The organism is Streptosporangium sp. NPDC049376, assembly GCF_044466505.1.
In the GTDB taxonomy this organism is placed as follows: Bacteria; Actinomycetota; Actinomycetes; order Streptosporangiales; family Streptosporangiaceae; genus Streptosporangium.
Genome location: NZ_JBITMT010000005.1, coordinates 131,529 through 151,866, shown reverse-complemented (window position 1 = coordinate 151,866; position 20,338 = coordinate 131,529). Strand labels below are relative to the sequence as shown.

11 protein-coding genes are annotated in these 20,338 nt (G+C 70.7%); 9 read left to right on the top strand and 2 right to left on the bottom strand.

From position 1 onward, the window contains the following. The first annotated feature begins 19 nt into the window (after nt 1–19). From ACIBVQ_RS16265 to ACIBVQ_RS16235, 7 genes are all read left to right on the top strand, one after another. Nucleotides 20–3,076, top strand: a complete 3,057-nt coding sequence (locus ACIBVQ_RS16265; protein WP_399178196.1) for a pPIWI_RE module domain-containing protein — start codon at nt 20–22, stop codon at nt 3,074–3,076. Nucleotides 3,077–3,282: 206 nt separating this feature from the next. Beyond that, nucleotides 3,283–7,950: an AAA domain-containing protein gene (locus ACIBVQ_RS16260; RefSeq protein WP_399178194.1), complete on the top strand. Its 4,668-nt coding sequence runs from the start codon at nt 3,283–3,285 to the stop codon at nt 7,948–7,950. A gap of 210 nt (nt 7,951–8,160) precedes the next feature. Continuing rightward, the gene (locus ACIBVQ_RS16255; protein ID WP_399178192.1) at nt 8,161–8,928 is read left to right on the top strand and encodes a DeoR/GlpR family DNA-binding transcription regulator; all 768 of its coding nucleotides are present in this window, start codon (nt 8,161–8,163) and stop codon (nt 8,926–8,928) included. A 526-nt stretch (nt 8,929–9,454) separates the two neighbouring features. Beyond that, the gene (locus tag ACIBVQ_RS16250) at nt 9,455–11,005 is read left to right on the top strand and encodes an amino acid permease (RefSeq protein WP_399178190.1); all 1,551 of its coding nucleotides are present in this window, start codon (nt 9,455–9,457) and stop codon (nt 11,003–11,005) included. Next, the gene (locus ACIBVQ_RS16245) at nt 11,002–12,444 is read left to right on the top strand and encodes an FGGY family carbohydrate kinase (RefSeq protein WP_399178188.1); all 1,443 of its coding nucleotides are present in this window, start codon (nt 11,002–11,004) and stop codon (nt 12,442–12,444) included. Before ACIBVQ_RS16250 ends, ACIBVQ_RS16245 begins: the two co-directional genes overlap by 4 nt. Further along, nucleotides 12,441–13,826 carry an NAD(P)/FAD-dependent oxidoreductase gene (locus tag ACIBVQ_RS16240; protein WP_399178186.1) on the top strand — a complete coding sequence of 462 codons (1,386 nt, stop codon included), beginning with the start codon at nt 12,441–12,443 and terminating at the stop codon, nt 13,824–13,826. The genes ACIBVQ_RS16245 and ACIBVQ_RS16240 overlap by 4 nt, the downstream gene beginning before the upstream one ends. After that, the gene (locus ACIBVQ_RS16235) at nt 13,823–15,082 is read left to right on the top strand and encodes an NAD(P)/FAD-dependent oxidoreductase (protein WP_399178185.1); all 1,260 of its coding nucleotides are present in this window, start codon (nt 13,823–13,825) and stop codon (nt 15,080–15,082) included. The genes ACIBVQ_RS16240 and ACIBVQ_RS16235 overlap by 4 nt, the downstream gene beginning before the upstream one ends. Here ACIBVQ_RS16235 and ACIBVQ_RS16230 read toward each other — a convergent pair. Continuing rightward, a complete protein-coding gene (locus ACIBVQ_RS16230; protein ID WP_399178183.1) occupies nt 15,066–16,253 on the bottom strand; it encodes an amidohydrolase family protein in 1,188 nt (395 codons plus the stop codon). The genes ACIBVQ_RS16235 and ACIBVQ_RS16230 overlap by 17 nt on opposite strands. Nucleotides 16,254–16,983: 730 nt before the next feature. Between ACIBVQ_RS16230 and ACIBVQ_RS16225 the strand changes: the two genes are divergently transcribed. Both ACIBVQ_RS16225 and lpdA read left to right on the top strand, forming a co-directional pair. Next, entirely contained in the window at nt 16,984–17,637 is a 654-nt protein-coding gene (locus ACIBVQ_RS16225; RefSeq protein WP_399178181.1) for a hypothetical protein, read from the top strand. A gap of 34 nt (nt 17,638–17,671) precedes the next feature. After that, on the top strand, nt 17,672–19,072 hold the full coding sequence (gene lpdA / locus ACIBVQ_RS16220; RefSeq protein ID WP_362773948.1) for a dihydrolipoyl dehydrogenase: 1,401 nt from the start codon (nt 17,672–17,674) through the stop codon (nt 19,070–19,072). Nucleotides 19,073–19,092: 20 nt separating this feature from the next. Here lpdA and ACIBVQ_RS16215 read toward each other — a convergent pair whose 3' ends face one another. Beyond that, on the bottom strand, nt 19,093–20,187 hold the full coding sequence (locus ACIBVQ_RS16215; RefSeq protein ID WP_399178178.1) for a hypothetical protein: 1,095 nt from the start codon (nt 20,185–20,187) through the stop codon (nt 19,093–19,095). Between the last annotated feature and the right edge of the window lie 151 nt (nt 20,188–20,338).

The following is a 20,338-nucleotide window of genomic DNA, read 5'->3' as shown; positions in this document are numbered from 1 at the left end:
CCCTTATCCTGGAGCCCTCATGGGATTCACCTATGACAAGATCCGCCGCGCCGCCTATGTCCTCGCTTCCGACGCGGCGCTCCTGACCGGTCGTTACCGCGCGCTTCCCTTTCCCGAGCACTGGCGCGACAGCCTGCTCGCGCTGTGCAACGCTGGGCGGGGGCCGGAGGCGGAGCCGTACCGCACCGTTCCCACCTACCGTATGGACGGAGTCCTGCAGAGCCTCGCGCCCGATCTCGTGGTCCGCGGGAGGGGGGCGGACAGGCAGGGCTCCGCCGAGGACTTCTGGCTGTACGCTCCGGCCGACCGTCCCCACCCGCTGCCGGAACCGGCCTTCGAGCGGCTCGTCACCGCCTGGGTGCGAAACCTGCGCCCGGGAACGGTTCCCGTCCGGCAGATCGCCGAGATCGTGGCCGAACTGCGCGCCGATCCACCGCGCTGGCGGGAGGTCGAGGTGGACCTGCTGGGCTGTGCCCACACCGACGGAGGCACCGCGATCCCGGCCGGCAGACAGTTTCAGCTCGCCACCGACCACCTGGCGCGGCGTGTCCTGGACCTGGACCCCTACGACACGGGGGCCGGCCTGCTGCGGTTCCGAGCCGTACCGCGCGGTCCACGCCAGCAGGGGGCGGAGCTGATGTCCCAGCCCCTCCCGCACATCGCCAAGAACGGCGGCGTCTGGTGGTTCTCCGTGGTCCTCGCCATCTCCCTGCACACCGTTCCCTTCTCCGTGCGGTCCAGGCTGCACCTCCACACCGGGGTACGGCGCTGGGCGACCCACCCGGGTGGCGACGGCCAGCTGCGCATGCCCTTCCGCCGCGACACCTCGGTCTATCTGCTGCCACCCGTGCCGTGGCTTCCCGGTGCCCCCGCCAGTGACCGTTACGCGGTGGCCCGGCTCACCCGGGACCGCGGCACGAAGGCTCATGGCTGGAGGGAGAACGGCCCCGCGGGAATCCTCAGAGATCTCGCCCTCGGCCTTCCCTTCCCCGATCCCGCGGACCTGCTCACCACGCCAGAACGGTGGATCGGCGAAGGGCCCGGGGTGCGGGCCGCCGTGGTCCACAGCACGCACATGGGCGCGCACGAAGTCGGGGCGGGCCTGATGCCGAACCAGCGCTCACAGCTCGTTGAATGGGCCGAGCAGGCCCTGCCCGAGGAGCTGGTACGCGTTCCCGACCTCAGACGCAGCAGACTCTCCTCGCACACCCCCGCCAACCCCCGGCCCAAGCTCCAGGGAGAGGCCAAGAAAGCCGAGGAGGTCCGGGCCGCGCACGCCCGCCGGGCCTCCCTGGCGGTCGCCGTACGGGCGATCACCGGTGAGACGGACTCCGGCGGCATCCCGGTCGTGGAGATCCGCCTGCTGTGGCAGAGCGCCCTCATGCGAGACACCGCCATCGCGGCCCTCGCCGGAGTCCTCGCCCTACCGGGCGACGGCGGCCGTCCCGGACCGGAGGTCTTCGACACGGCCACGCCCGGCAGTCCCGTGATTCTGCGGTGGGACACCCACGAACTCTCCGTCCGGCTCCGCTGCCTGCCCCTGACGGGTGGGCTCGCCGACTCCCTCGGCATCGACCCGGCGATCCGGCGTAAGAAGGAGGCCCTGGCCGAGGCCATCGCCGTCCGCCGGGCCACCGTCGCCGCCTTCCTGACCGCCGACGGCGCCGATCCGGACGGCCCCGCCCTCGCTCTGGTCGAGATCGACCGCCGCACCGACTTCACGACACCTCTCCACGACCCCAAGTTCGCCCTGCGGCTGGGCTGTGCCGACGCCGGAGTGGTCACTCAGTTCACCGCCGTTCCCAGGAAGGCCAAAGGCTACAACTCCGAAAAGGACGTGGAGCACAGGGCGCGCTCCGGCTGGCTGGACGGGCTCCGCCAGCTCGGCGTGCGGGTCGTCCCCGAACACACTCTGGACGGCCTGATGCCCGCGGGGCTCCGCTACGCGGCAGTGTGGATGGTCAAGCGCCGGGCCGACGGCCCCACCCGGTTGCCACGGCACGTTCCGGTCGCCGTCCTGGTCAGTCCCGGAAGGCCGGGATCGGGCCAGGCCGTGATCAGCGGCTGGGACCCGAACCTGGGTGCCTGGGTTCCGTACCCCACGTTCCTGATCCGGCTGACCGAGCTCGCCGAGCTCCGTGACGCCGGAGTCGGGGACGGTCCCACGCCTGACGTCAAGGACGTCGAGCCGGAGGAGGAGGGAACTCCGCACCGGGTCACCCACCGGGTCCGGCGGGAGAGCATGGAGGAACAGCGCAGGAAGACGGCTCGTTACCTCCAGCGGATGATCCGTTCGCTGCGCGGACACCCCACCCTGCTTCTCACGCATTCCCAGAACAGCCGGTCGCACTGGCCGTGGCTCCAGGACGGCCAGGCCGTAGCGGACCTGATCAGAACCGGTCACGCGCCCGCCGGTCGACTCGATCCGGATCTGCGGCTGGTGCGGGTACGCGGCGCGGCCGGACGCGAGACCCCTCAGTGGTGGGGGATCGACAACCCGTCGGGGGTCAACGGGCTCGCCGCTGGCCTGTGGGCCGAGTCCGTCACCCCTGTCGCGGCCTCCGAGCGGGTCTTCTACAGCACCACCGACAAGGCGGCCACCTTCCGCGCCTCCGCGGTCGAAGCCGACAAGCTCGCTCCTCGCCCACTGCGCCAGGGAAAACGCAAAGGCGAGCTGACCATCGACACCGGCGTACCGGCCTGGAACCCGGCCCTCATGGAGATCACCGTCATGGGGTGCCATCCGGAGCCCTTCGAAGCGGACGAGGGCGACCGCCCAGAGGCACTGGCCCTCGCGGTGCACCAGCTGCGTCAGGCCCCCGACTATCTGGACTCGCTCTCTCTGCCGTTGCCGCTCCACTTGGCGGCCCTGGCGCAGCAGTACGTGCTGCCCACCGTCGCCGACGAGGACGACGCGTCCACCGCTTCGTCGCCCGCCGACGACCTCGAAGGACTGCTGGGAGAGGAGACGGCGTCCGTCACGGACGAGTCCTCGGATCCTGATCCCGAACTGGTCGCCGCCTCGGACTTCGTGAAGGCGCCGGATCTTGAGCGGCAACTTGCGCTTTTCGGCTGATCCTCGATGGCACACCGGGCGGGGAGAGTGACCGGACTTCTCCCCGCTTAGCGGTGAAACCGGAAATGGATCTCATTACGGGAACGTTCCAACTCCGCAGATCTTGTGGCCACTAGCATCTCGCCTGTCACAGGCAGGGACCTTCGGAGTTCGCCGTCGAACGGCTTCCGCCCCGTGTGGACGACCAGAAGGAGAAAGAGAGCCGCGTGAGCATACAGCAGTCCCGGGCCCGCGATCCCCGTCTCGTCGACTCCACCACGCGACTGGTGGAGTTCCTTCGCGATCTTGCGGCCGCCCGCCGCGTCCCGGTCCGGGACCTGCGCGACCACGACCAGACCCTCTGGCTGGTGAACCTGCCGGACACGATCGAGCCGAACCGCTCCGCCGGGCACGGGGAGGTCCTCTTCTCCGTCGACCCCGTCCGGATCACCGCGCATCCGGCTCCCCCGGAGGTGCTGCACGGCTGGCTGCGGCAGGACGACCTCCCGGATCCGGAACGGGACGTCCCCGCGCTCTCGGAGAACGGTCCTCGACGCATCCAGGAGACCGACGAGCACGGCCATCCGGTCTCCCGCTGGGAGAACCAGGCGGATCGGCCCGACGTGGTGGAGGCGTACGGAGACTGGCTTCCCCTGTGGCGGGCCTGGGCCGACCGGGAACGGGAGCCCGCACGGCGGCAATGCTGGCATCGCGACCTCTACTCGATCTCCATCCAGCTCGGCCAGGCCGACGACGAGTGGGAGCTGGTGCTGGCGACCGGCCTGCTGTCCTGGACGGCCCCCGGTGGCGTCCGCGTCCGCAACCACCTGATCGCGACCCGCCTCCACCTGAGGGTCGACCCGCACACCGAGCGGGTGGAGGTCGTGCTGGGCGAGACGGCCTCCGCCCTGCAGGACCGTGAGCTGCTGGCCGACCTCGCGGGGTTCGCTCCGCAGCGGACCGACCACCTCCGCAGGCGCGTCAGGGAGGGAGAGGGCGTCGGTCTGCACGACGGCGTGACCGAACTGCTGGAGTCATGGTGTGACCGCGGCCTGGAGATCGAGCCCCGGCCCAGATATCTGCCCGACTGGGCTCCCGGCGACGCGGCCGTCAAGCTCGCGGAGGTACGGCCCGCGCCGGCACTGGTGCTACGCAGGCGGGACCAGGGCTCGCTGATCTCCTACTACGACGAGATGATCTCCTCGCTGACCAGATCCGACGCCCGGGCGCCCCTGGGCCTGGCGCAGCTCGTCGACTCCCTCGAACCGGCGGAACACGCGGCCTTCCTGCGGGAGGGGGATGTCGTGGCGGGTGACGTCCTCGGACGAAACCCGCTGTTCCCGCTCCCCGCCAACCCCGAACAGCGCACGATCATGACGCGCCTGGGCGCGGACAACGGCGTCATCGTCCAGGGCCCTCCGGGAACGGGCAAGACCCACAGCATCGCCAACCTGGTGTCGGCGCTGCTCGCCCAAGGGCAGCGGGTGCTGGTCACCAGCCAGAAGGCGCAGGCGCTGCGTGTCCTGCGCGACAAACTGCCCCCGGAGATCGCCAAACTGTGCGTGTCCATGACCGACCTCGGCCGCGGCGGCTCCGCGGAGCTCGAAGGCGGCGTGAAGGCGCTGTCGAACCGCTTCTCCTCCTTCGACCCGGCCAGGCAGGCGAGAGGCATCACCGAGAAGCGCCACCAGCTCGACTCCGCCCACCGCGCGACCGTCACGCTGACCGAGCGCATCCGGGCGCTGCGGGAGTCGGAGACCTACCGCCATCCCGAGATCTCGGCCGGTTACTCGGGCACCCTCTCCGAGGTGGCCCGGCGGCTGACGCGGGAGGAGGCCGACTGCGCCTGGATGCCGGTGCCGCTCCCGGCCTCGGCACCCTTCACACCCCCGATCACCGTGGGCGAGGCCGCGGAGCTCATCACCCTGCTCTCCGGGCAGACTCCGGAGCGCCGGGCGCGGCTCTCCCAGAGCGTCCCCGACGTCTCCGGGCTGCCCGGCACAGAGAAGATCAAGGATCTGATCGCGGTCGAGTCCGCCGCGCAGAACATGGCTCAGCGGGCCCAGACAGAGACGTCCAGGCGCCTTGAGCACCTCCCGCTCCCCGCGATCGCCCGCCTGGAGGCGGTCGCTGCCGACGTCGATCTCCTCCTTCACCAGCTCGGCCTGTCCGAGGACGCCTCCGCGGACTCGCCCGAGTGGATCGTCCGAGCCCTGGCGGACGGCCTGGGCGGCCGTGAGTCCGCCGTCTGGGAACAGCTCTCCGCCTACACTGACCGTCTCACCCTGGCCCAGGAGACGGTCCGCTCGGTCGGTTTCCGCTCGGTCGACCACCCGCCCCTGGACTCGCCGGGCGCGAAGGGTGCCTACATCCAGTCCATGCGGGCGCTGCGCGACCATCTCGCCGCGGGCAACCAGCTCAAACGCGGTCTGTTCAGGCCCGCCGTACAAAAGCAGGCCGAGCCGTGGCTGGTGGGCACGGCGGTGGACGGGATCACGCCCTCCAATGCCGAACTCCTGTCGCTGGTCATCACCGACTTCGAGAGCCGGGCCGTGGTCGAGGAGTTGCTGCGTGGCTGGCGGCTGGTGGGGGTGGAGTTCCCGCACGACCAGCCCCTCCAACGCACCGTGGCCCAGCTCGGCGACGCCTTCGACCGGCTGCACCGGATACGACAGGTCATGTCCGCGGTGGCGGAGACGACCCGGCTGCTCGTCGAGGCAGGGGCGCGTATCGGACTGCGGAACCACGCGGAGTGGCTGTCGTATGTGACGGCTCTGCGTGCCGTACGGCTGAGCGTCGAGGCCGAGCAGGCCACCGTGGCGCTGAACGAACTGTGCGCGGCACTCCAGCAGGCGGCCCGGCTCGGCACCCCCGCTCCCGAGCTGACCGAGGCGGTCCGGGCGGTGGCCGTACGGGACAGCGCCCTGTACGAACGGTGTCTCGCCGCCCTGATGGACGCCCGGCGCCAGCAGGCCGAGCAGCGGCGCTGCGACGATCTCTCCGGCCGGGTCCGCGACGCCCATCCGGCGCTGCTCAGGCTTCTGGTGGAAGCGGGCGCGTGGCAGTCCTGTTTCTCCACCTGGGACCGGGCCTGGGCTTGGGCCAGGGCGAAGACGTTCTTCACCGAGCAGCGTCAGCCCGGCCTCGAACAGCGGTTGGAGGGCGAGCTGGAGTCCGCGACCGCGCGGGAGATGCGGCTGACCGCCGAACTCGCCGCCGAACAGGCCTGGCAGGCCGCGCTGGGCAGGATGACCTCCCGTCAGACGACGGCGCTGCGCGCCTACCAGGACCACATCGGCAAGCTGGGCAAGGGCACCGGACGGTACGCCGGCAAGTTCCAGGCACTCGCCCGTGAGGCGATGGCGCACGCCCGCGGAGCCGTCCCCGCCTGGATCATGCCGCTTCAGCAGGTGCTGGAGACGATCCCGCCCGTCCGCGACTCCTTCGACGTCGTGATCGTCGACGAGGCCAGCCAGGCGAGCATCGAGGCGCTCTTCCTGCTCTGGCTGGCGCCCCGCGTCATCGTCGTCGGCGACGACAAGCAGTGCGCGCCCTCCACCGTGAGCCACGGCGAACTGGAGCCGATCTTCGCGAAGTTGCTGACCTATCTCCCGGACATGCCCGCCTACCTGCGGGACGCCTTCACCCCGAAGTCGAGCCTGTTCGACCTGCTGGCGACGAGGTTCGGTTCGGTCCTGCGGCTCAAGGAGCACTTCCGCTGCATGCCGGAGATCATCGACTTCTCCTCGCGGCAGTTCTACGCCGACGAGCCGCTGGTTCCGCTGCGGCAGTTCGGAGCCGACCGTCTGCCTCCCCTGCGGGTGGTCCGCGTCCAGGGCGCGTGGAACGAGGGGACCACGAACCGGCTGCGCAACAAGGTGGAGGCCGAGGCGATCGTGGAGCGGATCCTGACCTGCGAGGAGGATCCCGCCTATCAGGGCAGGACCTTCGGCGTGGTGGTGCTGCAGGGTTCGGCGCAGGTTCAGCTCATCCACGATCTGCTGCTGGACCGGATGGATCCGAAGGACTGGGAGAGACGACGGCTGCGGGTCGGCACGCCCCCCGACTTCCAGGGCGACGAGCGCGACGTGATGTTCCTGTCGATGGTGATCGCCGAGAGGCGTTCGGCGGTGACGAGCACCGAGTGGCAGCGCAGGTTCAACGTGGCCGCCTCACGGGCCAGGGACCAGATGTGGCTGTTCCACTCCGTCAGTCCCGACCTGCTGTCCCCGATGTGCCTTCGCAGGTCGTTGCTCACCTACATGCTGAACCCGCCCACGACACCGCTCACGGCCCAGTTGGGCGATGTCACCGCCGACGATTCCCACCCGGACTTCGACTCGCTCTTCGAACAGCGGGTCTTCCTACGCATCCGCGAGCGCGGCTACCACGTCGTCCCGCAGGTGGAGGTCAACGGCCGCCGCATCGACCTCGTGGTGAGCGGCGCCAGGGGGCGTCTCGCCGTCGAGTGCGACGGGGACTTCTGGCACGGTACTCCCGAGCAGCGGGAGGCGGATCTCGATCGAGAACGCGAGCTCAAACGTGCGGGCTGGCGCTTCTGGCGCGTCCGTGAAAGCGAGTTCTACTTCGATCCGGCGGCGGCGATGGAATCGCTCTGGGCCGAACTCGACCGCAGGGGAATCCTCCCCGGTGAGGTGACCGTTGGGGAGGACAACACGCTCTCGTCGTGGAGCGCCATGCCTCTGCCGGACGGTGAGGGCTGGGGCGGGCTCGACGACGGCTCCGACGACGTGGACGAACCACTGACCGAGGTGACGGGGGCGCAGGTCCGCGCCTGGGCCCGCGCCCACGGTCACGACGTCAGCGGCCGAGGGCGTCTTCCCGAGCACGTGATCATGGCGTACCGGGACGCGCACGCACCGGGAGGACAGTAGTCCGCCGTCGGCGTGACGGCGCTCCTACCACCATGACCATGAACACGGCCACCACCGGTCACGCGTCTCCCCACAGCCCGCAAACCAACCCACGTTGGTGAAGATTTGGACAAAAAGTTCTTTTGTCTCAATCTTCTGCATTGACCTTTAAACCACAGCGAACCATACTTCCCGTCATGGAGGCACAGAAATCCACAGAAGCGGGCAGCCATGCTGCCCGCTGAGCGGCACTCGCGGATCGGAGAGGCGTTGCGGGCCTCCCGGGTCGTCAGCACCGAGGAGCTGGCGCGTGAGCTGAAGGTCTCCGTGGAGACGATCCGACGCGACCTCGTCCTGCTGGAACGTCAGGGCAGGCTGGCGCGGGTGCACGGCGGGGCGACGGTCGCCTCGGGGCGCTCCTCCGGGGAGGAGGCGCCCTTCACCGAGCGGACCGGGACCGCCGCCGAGGCCAAGCGGCGCATCGGCCGGGCCGCGGCGGCGCTCGTACGGCCGGGCCAGACGATCGTGATCGACGTGGGGACCACCGCCGTGGACGTGGCCCGTGCCCTGCCGCTCGACTTCACCGGGACCGTGGCCACGTGTTCCCTCCTGGTCGCCGCCGAGCTCTCCGAGCGCCCCGGCGTCGAGGTCCTCGTCTCCGGGGGCAGGCTCAGGAGTGGTGACCTCGCACTGTCGAACTCCCTGGCGCAGGCCTTCTTCGCCGACCTGAACCCGGATGTCGCCTTCCTCGGCTCGGGAGGCGTGGACGCCGTCGCCGGGCTGACCGACTACTACCTGGACGAGATCGCCGTGCGCCGGACGATCCACGGCAACGCCGCCCGCTCCTTCGTGCTGGCCGATTCGAGCAAGTTCGGCAGGATCGCCCGGCATCGCGTCGCGGGGATCGAGGAGTTCGCCGGAATTGTCACGGAGACCGAGCCACCACCGAGCATTCGAGACGCCGTCACCCGCGGAGGCGGGGTGGTCGTCCTGCCGTGAGAGCCACAAGACCCGCGGGACCTTCGAGAGCCCCGAGAACCGCGAGACCGCGAACCAAGAAGGCCTGAGGCCGTACGGCAAGACGCCAAAACGGCCCAGACGTCAGGTCCCGCGACCTGAGACCCAGAAAAACCTGAAAGACCCAGAAAAACCTGAGACCCGGAAAGCCTGAGACCCAGGAAAGTCCGAGTTCCGGAGAGCCCTGGGCCTGCTTGCGGGCCTTCGCCGTAGCACGGATCGCCCAGGTGGACGCGCCGCGAGGCGGAGAAGGAGCCCATAACGAAGTATGGGCGACCACAGTAGGCATAGAGATCCACAAAACGGGTCCCATGCCGAAGGAGCTCAAGACCGAAAAGGCCAGGCCCAGAAAGCCGGGCCCAAGAGCGAAGGCCGGGTCCCAAAGGGCCCGAAGCCTCAAAAAACCAAGGAGCCGGAGAGTTCGAGGAGCCGGGAGGCGCGGCAACGCCACCCGGCTCGGATCCCCAGCCGATGCACCATCTGACAGGAAACACAGGAGTTGGGACCCATGCCCCAGTATTCACCACACGAGTCCCCGGATCAGGCCACGGCGAGCGTCGAGGAGTTCGGCTACAAGCAGGCGATGAAGCGAGGAACCGGGCGTTTCGCGTCGTTCGCGGTCGCCTTCGCCTTCGTCTCGATCGCCACGGGAATCTTCACCACCTACGGCTCCGTGCTGAACAGTTCGGGGCCCGCGGGCATCTGGACCTGGCCGATCGTGATCATCGGTCAGCTCGCGGTCGCGTTCATCTTCGGTTCCCTGGCCGCGCGCATCCCGGTGACCGGCTACTCCTACCAGTGGACCTCCCGCCTGGCCAATCCCGTCCTGGGCTGGATCATCGGCTGGATCTCGTTCACATTCCTGGCGATCGTGGTGGTCGCGGTCGACTACACCATCGCCTCGACCGTGCTTCCGGCGCTGCTGAACTACCAGGGGACGGCGCTGAACGCGTGGGTGATCACCGGGGTGGTCATCCTCGCCCAGGCGTTCCTGGTCGGGTTGTCCACGAAGTGGACCGAACGGGTCAACAACTTCGCCGTCTCCGCCGAGCTGGCCGGCATGATCGCCCTGGTCCTGCTGCTGCTCGGGGTGGGGTTCGTCGCCAAGGAGGCCAACTTCGCGAACCTCTTCAGCACCGGCGCCGTCCCCGCCGAGGGCTACCTGTCCTTCGGCACACTCACCTCGGCGGGCCCGTGGATGCTGGGCTTCCTGCTCGGCGCGTTCACGATCGTCGGCTTCGAGTCGGCGGCCAACCTGGCCGAGGAGACCAAGGACCCGGCCCGCGTCGTGCCCCGCGCCATGTGGCAGGCGGTCCTCGCCTCCGGTGTGCTGGGCTTCCTGTTCCTCATCGCCGTCACCCTGCTCGCCGGGGACCCGGTCGAGCTGGCGAAGTCGGACACGCCGATCGCGGACGTGATCACCCGGACCCTCGGCCCGGTCGTGGGTACGGCCCTGCTGGTGCTGGTGGTCATCGCGATCTTCGCCTGTGGCATGGTGATCCTCATGAGCGGGGTGCGCCTGGTCTGGGCGATGTCCCGTGACGAGCGCTTCCCCGGCTGGCAGGCCTGGCAGAAGATCTCGCCGAGGTTCGGCACGCCGCTGAACGCGACCGTGCTCATGTGCGTCATCGGCCAGCTGATCCTGGCGATCTTCTCGACCAGGACGGACGCGCTGTTCGGGCTGTTCGCCGCGGCGACGCTGCTGCCCGCGATCATCTACGCCTCGACCGTCGCCCTGTACGTGGTCAAGCGCCGTTCGCTGCCGCCCAGCAGGGGCTTCGACCTGGGCCGCTGGGAGATCCCGGTGGTCACGGTCGCGGTGGTCTGGCTGGTGTTCGAGCTGCTGCTGTTCCGCGACGCCTCGTTCGCCGACCCGTGGACCTATGTGCTGATCATGCTGGTGATCGGCGCCGCCTACCTGGTCTACCTGCTCGCCACCAGGGGCGGGGCACGTGGCCTGGCCATGCCGGAGATGCGCTCCATCGACGCCGAGCTGGACGCCGACGCCGCCGCCGGGCACGACGTCTCCCAGGATCGGGGGGACGTGAACCGGCGATGACGACCGTACTGGCGATAGACCAGGGCACCTCGGGGACCAAGGCGGTCGTGACCGACGGTGAGGGGAGGGTGCTCGGCCTGGCCGAGCACCCGGTGCGCCCCGTCTACCTGCCGGGTGGCGGGGTCGAGCAGGACCCGAGGGAACTGCTCGACTCGGTCCTTGAGGCCGGGCGGCGGGCCGTCGCGCAGGCCGGTGTCCCCGTCGACGCCGTGGCGCTGGCCAACCAGGGTGAGACCGTACTGGCCTGGGACCCCACGACGGGCGAGCCGCTGTCCACCGCGATCGTGTGGCAGGACCGCCGTTCCGAGGAGATCTGCGTACGGCTGCGCGAACACGCCGACCGGGTCGCGCAGGCCACCGGGCTGGTCCTGGACCCGTACTTCTCCGCGCCCAAGATGGCCTGGCTGCGGGAGAACGTGACCGGGGAGGGTGTGGTCACCACCTCGGACTCGTGGCTGGTGCACCGGCTGACCGGGGAGTTCGTCACCGACGTCTCGACGGCGAGCCGGTCGCTGGTCACCCGGCTCGCCGACGCGGACTGGGACGACGGGCTGCTCGAACTGTTCGGGCTCGGCGGGGAGCGGCTGCCCCGGGTCGCCGCCAACGACGAGGTGGTCGGCTCGACCTCCGCGTTCGGGGGGGACCTGCCGGTGTGCGGGCTGGTCGTCGACCAGCAGGCGGCGTTGCTCGCCGAGAACTGCCTCACCGCGGGCGAGGCGAAGTGCACCTTCGGCACCGGGGCGTTCCTGCTGGCCAACACCGGCACCTCGGCCACGCGTTCGACGGCGGGCCTGGCCGCCTCCGTCGCCTGGCGGGTCAGGGGGGAGACGTCCTACTGCTTCGACGGGCAGGTCTACACGGCGGCCTCGGCCGTACGGTGGCTGCAGGACCTGGGCATGATCGGCTCGGCGGCCGACCTCGACGTCGTGGCGGCCGACGACAGCGAGGGCGTGCTGTGCGTCCCCGCGCTGGCCGGGCTCGCCGCCCCGTGGTGGCGGCCGGACGCCAGGGCCTCCTTCACCGGGATGACGCTCTCCACCGGCCGGGGGCACCTGGTGCTGGCCGTACTGCAGGGCGTCGCGGCGCAGGTCGCCGAGCTGGGCGACCTCGTCGCCGCCGATCTCGGGCGGCCGCTGAGCGCCCTCAGGGTGGACGGCGGGCTCACCCGCAGCCGGGTGCTCATGCAGGCGGTCGCCGACCTGGCGCAGGTCACGATCGAGGTCTACCCGTCGGAGCACGCGACCCCGCTGGGCGCCGCCGCGCTGGCCCGCGCGGCGCTCGACCCCGCCCTGCCGCTGCGGGAGGCGGTCGGCGGGTGGAAACCGGCCACGACGTACGAGCCGCACTGGCCGGCGGAGCGGGCGGCCGAGTTCCGCGCCCGCTGGCACGAGGCCGTACGGACGACCACAACGAGACAGGAGCAGGAGGGGGAACGGTGAGCACCACGGGGGTGGGCACGTTCGACGTGGCGGTGATCGGAGCGGGCATCGTCGGCTCCGCCATCGCCAGGGAGCTGGCGGGGCACGAGCTGAGTGTGGCGCTGCTCGAAGCGCGTGACGACGTCGGCGACGGCACCAGTAAGGCGAACACCGCGATCCTGCACACCGGTTTCGACGCCAAACCCGGCACCCTCGAATCCCGTCTGGTGCGCGAGGGCTATCACCTCCTGTACGGCTACGCGGCCCGTACGGGCATCCCGGTCGAGCACACCGGGGCCCTGCTGGTCGCCTGGACCGCCGAGGAGCTCGACGCGCTGCCGGGCCTGAAGGAGAAGGCCGGGCTCAACGGCTACGACAAGACGGAGATCGTCGGCGCGGAGGAGGTCTACCGGCTGGCGCCGCACCTGGGTGAGGGGGCCCTCGGCGGGCTGACCGTGCCCGACGAGTCCATCATCTGCACCTGGACGACCAATCTGGCGCTGGCCACCGAGGCGGTCCTGCGGGGGGTGACGCTGCTGCTGAACCACCGGGTCCTGACCGTCGAGGAGCACTGGGAGTCGACGACGCTGCGCACCTCGGGCGGGGACGTCACCGCCCGCTGGGTCGTCAACGCGGCCGGGCTCGGCGCCGACGTCGTGGACCGGCTGTTCGGCTACGACCGTTTCACCGTCACGCCGCGCCGCGGTGAGCTGCTGGTCTACGACAAGCTCGCCCGCCCGCTGGCCGACCGGATCATCCTGCCGGTGCCGTCCTCACGCGGCAAGGGCGTGCTGGTCAGCCCGACCGTCTACGGGAACGTTCTGCTCGGGCCGACCGCCGAGGACCTCCTCGACCGGACCGACACCGGGACCTCGGAGCGGGGCCTTGAGTTCCTCCTGGAGAAGGGGCGCAAGATCATGCCCGAGCTGCTGCGGGAGGAGGTCACCGCGACCTACGCGGGACTGCGCGCGGCGAGCGACCGCCAGGACTATCTGATCGAGGCCGACGCGGAGCACCGTTACGTCCTCGTCGGCGGTATCCGCTCGACCGGGCTCACCGCGGGCATGGCCATCGCCCGGTACGTCACCGAACTGGCGGGCAAGGCCGGGCTGCCGCTCGTGCCGAGGACCGATCTGCCCGAACCTCCCCGCATGCCCAACCTCGGGGAGTCCTTCCTGCGTCCCTACCAGGACGCCGAGCGGATCGCCGCCGACCCCGCCTACGGCAAGGTGGTCTGTTTCTGCGAGCGGGTGACCGAGGGGGAGATCCGTGACGCCCTCACCTCACCGATCCCGCCCGCCGGGCTTGAGGGGTTGCGGCGCCGTACGAGGGCGATGAACGGGCGCTGCCAGGGGTTCTTCTGCGGCGCCGAGATCGGAAACCTGCTGGAGGCCGACCGATGAGCGACACCGTCACCACCCTCACCCCGGACGTGGTCGTCGTCGGCGCGGGGCCGTCCGGGCTGAGCGCCGCGCGGGTGCTCGCCCCCCGGGTCGGCGGTGAGGTCCTGGTCCTCGACCGCGAGAGTACGGCCGGCGGCATCCCCCGCCACAGCGACCACCCCGGCTACGGCGTCAGGGACATGGGGCGTTTCATGGGCGGCCCCGCCTACGCCCGCAAGCTTGTCCGGCAGGCGGAGGAGGCCGGGGCGACGATCCGGACGAACGCCACCGTGACCGGGTGGTCCGGGGAACGCGCGATCGAGGTGACCAGCCCCGAGGGTCGTCTCCGCGTCGAGGCCGGGGCGGTGATCCTGGCCACCGGCGCCCGGGAACGTCCCCGTCCGGCCCGGCTCATCCCCGGGGACCGGCCCCGTGGCGTCTACACGACCGGGCACCTGCAGAACCTCGTCCATCTCCGGCACGGCAGGGTCGGTGAGCGGGCCGTCGTCGTGGGCGCGGAGCTGGTCAGCTGGTCGGCGGCGCTGACGCTGCGGGAGGCGGGCTGCCGTACGGTGCTGATGACCACCGAGTATCCGAGGCCGGACTCCTACGCCGTGTTCAGCGGCCCGGGAAAGGTGCTGTTCGGGACGGAGGTCGCCACCCGCACCCGGGTGAGCCGGATCATCGGCAGGCCTGACCTGCGCGCGGTCGAGATCGAGAACCTCGACACGGGACGCAGGCGGGTCGTCGAGTGCGACACGCTCGTCCTCACCGGTGACTGGATTCCCGACCACGAGCTGGCACGCGCCGCCGGGATCGCCATCGACCCCGGCACCCGGGGGCCGCTGGTCGACAGCGCGCTGCGCACGGACCGGCCGGGTGTGTTCGCCGTGGGCAACCTGCTCCACCCGGTGGACACCGCCGACGTCGCGGCGATCGACGGCGCCCATGTGGCGCGTCCCGTCACGACCTGGCTGGACGGCGGGTCGTGGCCGGTCGGCGAGGGGGTACGGCTGCTGGCCGGGGAGCCCTTCCGGTGGGTCGCGCCGGAGATCCTGCGTCCCGGTGACCCGGTGCCCGCCCGGCGCCGGCTGTTGCTGTGGGGTGATCGCCACATCCGCCTCCCGCACGTGGTGCTGTGGCAGGGCGACCGGGTCGTGGCGCGCAGGCGGGTGTGGTGGCCGGTGGCCCCGGGCCGGGTGTTCCGCGTCCCTACGGACATGCTGTCCGCCGTGGACCCGCGGGGCGGCCCGGTGCTGGTCACCGCGGAACCGTGACCCCCGGCTCCCCCTCCAGCCGGTAGACGCGGCGGGCGTTCTCCGCGCCGATCATCGTGGCCACCCGTACGGCCTGCGTCCTGCTCCACTCCCCGTCGGCGACGAAGCCGGACAGGACGCGGGTCATCGCGCTCCGCCACAGCAGGGCGCCCAGGTGGTGCAGTTCGGCGGGTCCCCAGGCGTCGGAGGAGAAGAGGATCTTGGCGAAGGGGGCGAGTTCCAGGCTCTCCGCGACGACGGTCGCGCTGCGCGCCCCGGTGTGGTTCACGGCGAGCCCCACGTCGAAGTAGACGTTCGGGTAGACCTGGGCGAGGAAGCCCGCGTTGCGGTGGAACGGGTAGCAGTGCAGCAGCATCAGCGGGACGCCGCTCGGTTGCGCCCGTTCGATGAGGCCGCGCAGCAGCAGCGGGTCGCAGCGGCGCAGGTCCAGGTCGGGGTCGCCGTAGCCGGTGTGGAACTGCAGCGGCAGGCCGCGCTCGACCCCCTTCCAGATCAGGTGGCGCAGCAGCACCGGGTCGTCGACACGGACTCTTCCCGTCCGCTCGGCCTCCCGCAGCCACCTGCCCGCCGCGGCCGTCACCTCGCCGAGGGCCGGCGGCTCCGGGTCCACGTCGAGACCGTGCCGGTAGGCGACGACCGTCTTCACCCCGCGTGCCGTACGGCTGCGCTCCCACAGGGCCGCCTCGAAGCGGGCGGAGAAGCCGGCCGCGTCGGTCCCCTCGGTCACGACGTGTTCGGCGACCGTCTCCAGGCGGACGATCTCTTCGGCGGGGCGTCCGGTGGCCTCGGTCATCCCGGCCGGGCCGAGGAGTTCCTCGCCCCGGTAGCCGGTCTCCACCAGGAAGTGACCCACCCCGCTCGCGGTCAGCAGCCGCCGGTTGACCTCCTCGACGCCCAGTTCGGTACGGCGGGCGAGGTAGGTCTCCGGGTCGGTGTGCGGTTCGAGACCGAGGACGGGCGCGCAGTGCCGCAGGACGGCGAAGCCGAGCTGGGAGTCGAACTGGGTCATCCAGGACGGCGTCGGCCGGTCGGACTCGGTGATCAGCTCCTCGAACCCCCGCCTGGACAGGTCCGTGGCCAGGGCTCCGTGCACGTGGTGGTCCACCAGCGCGACCGCCCCGACGTCCCGTCCCAGGGACTCGGCGGAGAGGACGGTGGATGCTCCGGTCATGACGTGCTCCCGTGGGCGGTTCGCGGCTTTCGGTCGTGTCCGTGGTCTCCCCACCGACCCCGTCGTCATACCAGAACCCCGCCCCGGCGACCTGCGGGCACAGGGGTGAGCCGCGCCGGGAAAAGCGTCGGCCCGCGAGTGGCGAACCCCACGTGTTTCCCTTTGTGGAGGGCCCGCCGTGAAGAAGCCCCGCCGGTTATCCGGAAAGCGCCCTTGCCTTAAGCGGCCGAGGACGTCGCCGCCTCATCCGGTACGGGAAAACGGCGCCGAAGCGGTTGTCACGGGCCCGCCTGAGGAACCACCCGTATTCCGGGACGCCCATCCCGGTGAAAGACCCGGTGATTCGCGGCGGGGAATGTCCCCGGCCTGGCCGGGACGAAAGCGTGGCCGGGCGAAAGGCGGGCCGGGGCGTAGGCGCGTGGCCGGACGAAAGGCGAGACCGGGGTGTGGGCGTACGTGGCCGGGTGGACCGGCCCGCGCCCGGCGGCTCCCGTCCAGGCCCATCCGTGGCCGCGCGATATGTCACGACATCCGAACAAGGGTGTCCTTGTGTGATGAAGGGAGGCGGGGACTACAATCCGGAAAAGCATAATGGCCGGGGAAAGCACGGGGCTGCTTGAGTAATCGCCTGACCATAGTGCGAGCACGTGAATCTGACGCTTAAGTGACTGTCCGGAAAGCCAGTCATCGAAGCGTTCGCGATCCTCGCGAACGCCGGAGGGAAGCTCCGATGCTCCAGACCATTCTGCTCGTGCTCGGTCTGTTCGTCGCTCTCGTGAGCATGGTGATCCTCGTCGAGGGCACGTCGCTGTCCGAACTGGTCTCGGACATCCGTACCAGGAACGCCCGTAACCGCCGCCTGCGCCGTTGCCGTCGCGACAACGCCGTCTACCCCTACTTCTACGACGTCGGCCTGAAGAACAGGGCCGAGGCGCAGCCGCCCGCCCCCGTCGGGGGCCGGGTCGGCGTGAGCCGCTGCGGTCTTGAGGGCTCCCCCATGCCGCCCGGCATGTCCTCCCTCTACACGTTGCACCACCGCGGCACCGGCCACCTGGTGCCGTGCACCGGCGAGGAGGTCCGGCGGTGGCGGCAGGCCGCGGTCGAGTACGTGACGACCCTGCGCGAGGCGGGCGCCGCGCTGCGCGCCGAGCACGAAAGGGCCAGGCTGCGCCCCGTACGGCTGCTGCCCGGTGGGCGCCGCAGGATCGCCGCCGAGTTGCGGGAGGCGCGAGGGCGTTTCCAGTCCGCCGCCCTGACCGCCGCCGCGGCCTACCGGCCGGTACACGACGAGATCGCGAACCGCCTGAAAAGCGAACCCGCGCGCGGAATCCGGCGGGGGTGGCGACCGGCCCCCCTCACCTCACGGGAACGCCACCCCCTGTGAGCGGAGCGGCCCGCCGTTCAATAGTGTCCGATCCATGAGCACTCACTATGACGTCGTGGTCCTCGGCGCGGGCCCCGGAGGGTACGTGGCGGCGATCCGCGCCGCCCAGCTGGGCCTGAGCACGGCGATCGTCGAAGAACGTTACTGGGGCGGGGTGTGCCTCAACGTGGGGTGCATCCCGTCGAAGGCGCTGCTGCGCAACGCGGAACTCGCCCACCTGTTCAACCACGAGGCCAAGACCTTCGGCATCCGGGTCGAGGGCACGGTCACCTTCGACTACGGCGAGGCGTTCAGGCGCAGCCGCAGGGTCGCCGACCGGCACGTCAAGGGCGTGCACTACCTGATGAAGAAGAACGGCATCACCGAGTACGAGGGCCGGGGCGAGTTCACCGACGCGAACACGCTGCGGGTGACCGGGGCCGACGGCGGCGAGCAGACGGTGACGTTCGACCACTGCATCATCGCGGCGGGCGCCACCACGAGGCTGCTGCCGGGGACGTCGGTCACCGACCGGGTCGTCACCTACGAGGAGCAGATCCTCAGCGAGGAACTTCCCGGCAGCGTGGTCATCGCCGGGGCGGGCGCCATCGGCGTCGAGTTCGCCTACGTCCTGCACAACTACGGCGTCAAGGTGACGATCGTCGAGTTCCTCGACCGGCTCGTCCCGCTTGAGGACGAGGAGGTCTCCGCCGAGCTGGCACGTCACTACCGGCGGCTCGGCATCGAGGTGCTGACCTCGACGCGGGTGGAGTCCATCGACGAGTCCGGCGACAAGGTGCGGGTGACCGTCTCGCGCGACGGGCGGCAGGAGGTCCTCGAAGCCGACAAGGTGCTGCAGGCCATCGGCTTCAAGGCCCGCGTCGAGGGCTACGGCCTCGAACGCACCGGGGTCGCCCTGACCGACAGGGGCGCCATCGCCGTGGACGGGCGCTGCCGTACGAACGTGCCGCACATCTTCGCCATCGGCGACGTGACCGCCAAGCTGATGCTCGCGCACGCGGCCGAGTCCATGGGGATCATCGCGGCCGAGACCATCGCGGACGCCGAGACCATGGAGCTCGACTACGTCATGATCCCCAGGGCGACGTACTGTCAGCCGCAGATCGCCAGCTTCGGCTACACCGAGGCCCAGGCCCGTGACCTCGGCTACGACGTCCAGGTGGCCAAGTTCCCCTTCAGCGCCAACGGCAAGGCCCACGGCCTCGGGGACGCGGTCGGCTTCGTGAAGATCATCAGCGACGGTGAGCACGGCGAGCTGATCGGCGCCCACCTGATCGGCCCCGAGGTCACCGAGCTGCTTCCCGAGCTGACACTGGCCCAGAAGTGGGACCTGACCGTCACCGAGGTCGCCCGCAACGTGCACGCCCACCCCACACTCGGCGAGGCGGTCAAGGAGGCGATCCACGGCCTGGCCGGACACATGATCAACATGTGAGGGGCACCGGGGACCGGTCCCTACCCGGCGGAGGCGTAGGTGACCATGAAGGCCTGGGCCGTCCTGACGAGACCGTTGTAGCAGGCCACGCCCCGGACGGTCACCGCGAGCGCGCCGGTGTTCCACGGTGCCGGCAGGTTGCAGTATTCGGGGCCGGGCCCGTACGCGGTGACCTGCACGTGGTCGAGGAGCCCGCCGACCTGCGGGAACGTCACCAGACGCAGCCCCGCTCCCGCGGAGCGCACGGTGTTGACGGCCCCGCGGGAGTTGTGGCTGATCCCGCCGGGCCGCGGGGAATACGGCCCGGCGTCGTCCGGGAGGTTGTCGAAGGTGTAGGCGAAGTTCTCCGACGGGAGCGCCACCCCGGTGATGGCCCGCTCACGCTGGTAGGTGAGCGTCCAGCCGGTGCCGACGGGGGTGTCGGCCGCGTCGTGACAGCGCACCCGGACGCTCTGCCCTGCCACCGTGGACGTCCAGGCGGCGACCTTGCAGCGCGCGGGCCGCTCGGGATCGACCGCGGTCACCTGCAGGGCGCCCGTCCTCCGCGCCGTGCCGAGGCCGGGCATGAGGACGTCCCAGGTGCCCGCAGGCCCGGCGGTGACGGTGTTCTCACCCGCCGCGGAGTTGGCGCGTGAGACGACCGCCACGCCGTCGTGGTGGACGTAGCCGAAAGCCTTCCCGTCCACGACCTCCACCTGCGGGACGCTCTCCTCGAACAGGACGGTGAACGGGACGGTCACCGGGGCGCCGCCGTACCGGTGGCACCGTACGGCCACGAGCAGGTCGGCGCCCGAGGGGCCCCACCACAGGACCTGGCACCACTCGGGGCGGGGGGAGACGGCCGTGACGTGCGCGACGCCTCCCGTGGTCGCCAGCCGGGGGAACCTGACGTACGTCGGGCCTCCGGCCGGGGTGAGGATCGAGACGACCGGGCCGGGCGGCCAGCTTCCCGCCTGGCGGGCGAGGGTGGGGACGCCGTTCGGCGTGTTGACGAAGGCGAACCCCCAGCGGTCGGGGACAGCCGTTCCCGCTCCCGCCGCGGGGACGGTGAGGTCACCTGTGAGCACGCCGAGGACGCAGAGGATCGACGTGATGACCTTTCGCAACCGACGCATACCGCTCTCCATCGGCCGAGGGGGACGTACGGCCAGGCATGACCGCGGCCGTGACATGGGGCAGCGTGAGGCGGCATGGCAGAGCCGGGGAGACACCTGGTTGAGCGTTCTTCGGGCTCTCGACGACCCGCGAGCGGAGCGGCCTCTCATC

Excerpts from the sequence above, each read along its gene's own strand:
- ACIBVQ_RS16215 (WP_399178178.1), bottom strand. The coding sequence starts at position 20,187 with ATGCGTCGGTTGCGAAAGGTCATCACGTCGATCCTCTGCGTCCTCGGC.
- ACIBVQ_RS16250 (WP_399178190.1), top strand. The coding sequence starts at position 9,455 with ATGCCCCAGTATTCACCACACGAGTCCCCGGATCAGGCCACGGCGAGC.
- ACIBVQ_RS16255 (WP_399178192.1), top strand. The coding sequence starts at position 8,161 with ATGCTGCCCGCTGAGCGGCACTCGCGGATCGGAGAGGCGTTGCGGGCC.
- ACIBVQ_RS16225 (WP_399178181.1), top strand. The coding sequence starts at position 16,984 with ATGCTCCAGACCATTCTGCTCGTGCTCGGTCTGTTCGTCGCTCTCGTG.
- lpdA (WP_362773948.1), top strand. The coding sequence starts at position 17,672 with ATGAGCACTCACTATGACGTCGTGGTCCTCGGCGCGGGCCCCGGAGGG.
- ACIBVQ_RS16265 (WP_399178196.1), top strand. The coding sequence starts at position 20 with ATGGGATTCACCTATGACAAGATCCGCCGCGCCGCCTATGTCCTCGCT.
- ACIBVQ_RS16235 (WP_399178185.1), top strand. The coding sequence starts at position 13,823 with ATGAGCGACACCGTCACCACCCTCACCCCGGACGTGGTCGTCGTCGGC.
- ACIBVQ_RS16245 (WP_399178188.1), top strand. The coding sequence starts at position 11,002 with ATGACGACCGTACTGGCGATAGACCAGGGCACCTCGGGGACCAAGGCG.
- ACIBVQ_RS16230 (WP_399178183.1), bottom strand. The coding sequence starts at position 16,253 with ATGACCGGAGCATCCACCGTCCTCTCCGCCGAGTCCCTGGGACGGGAC.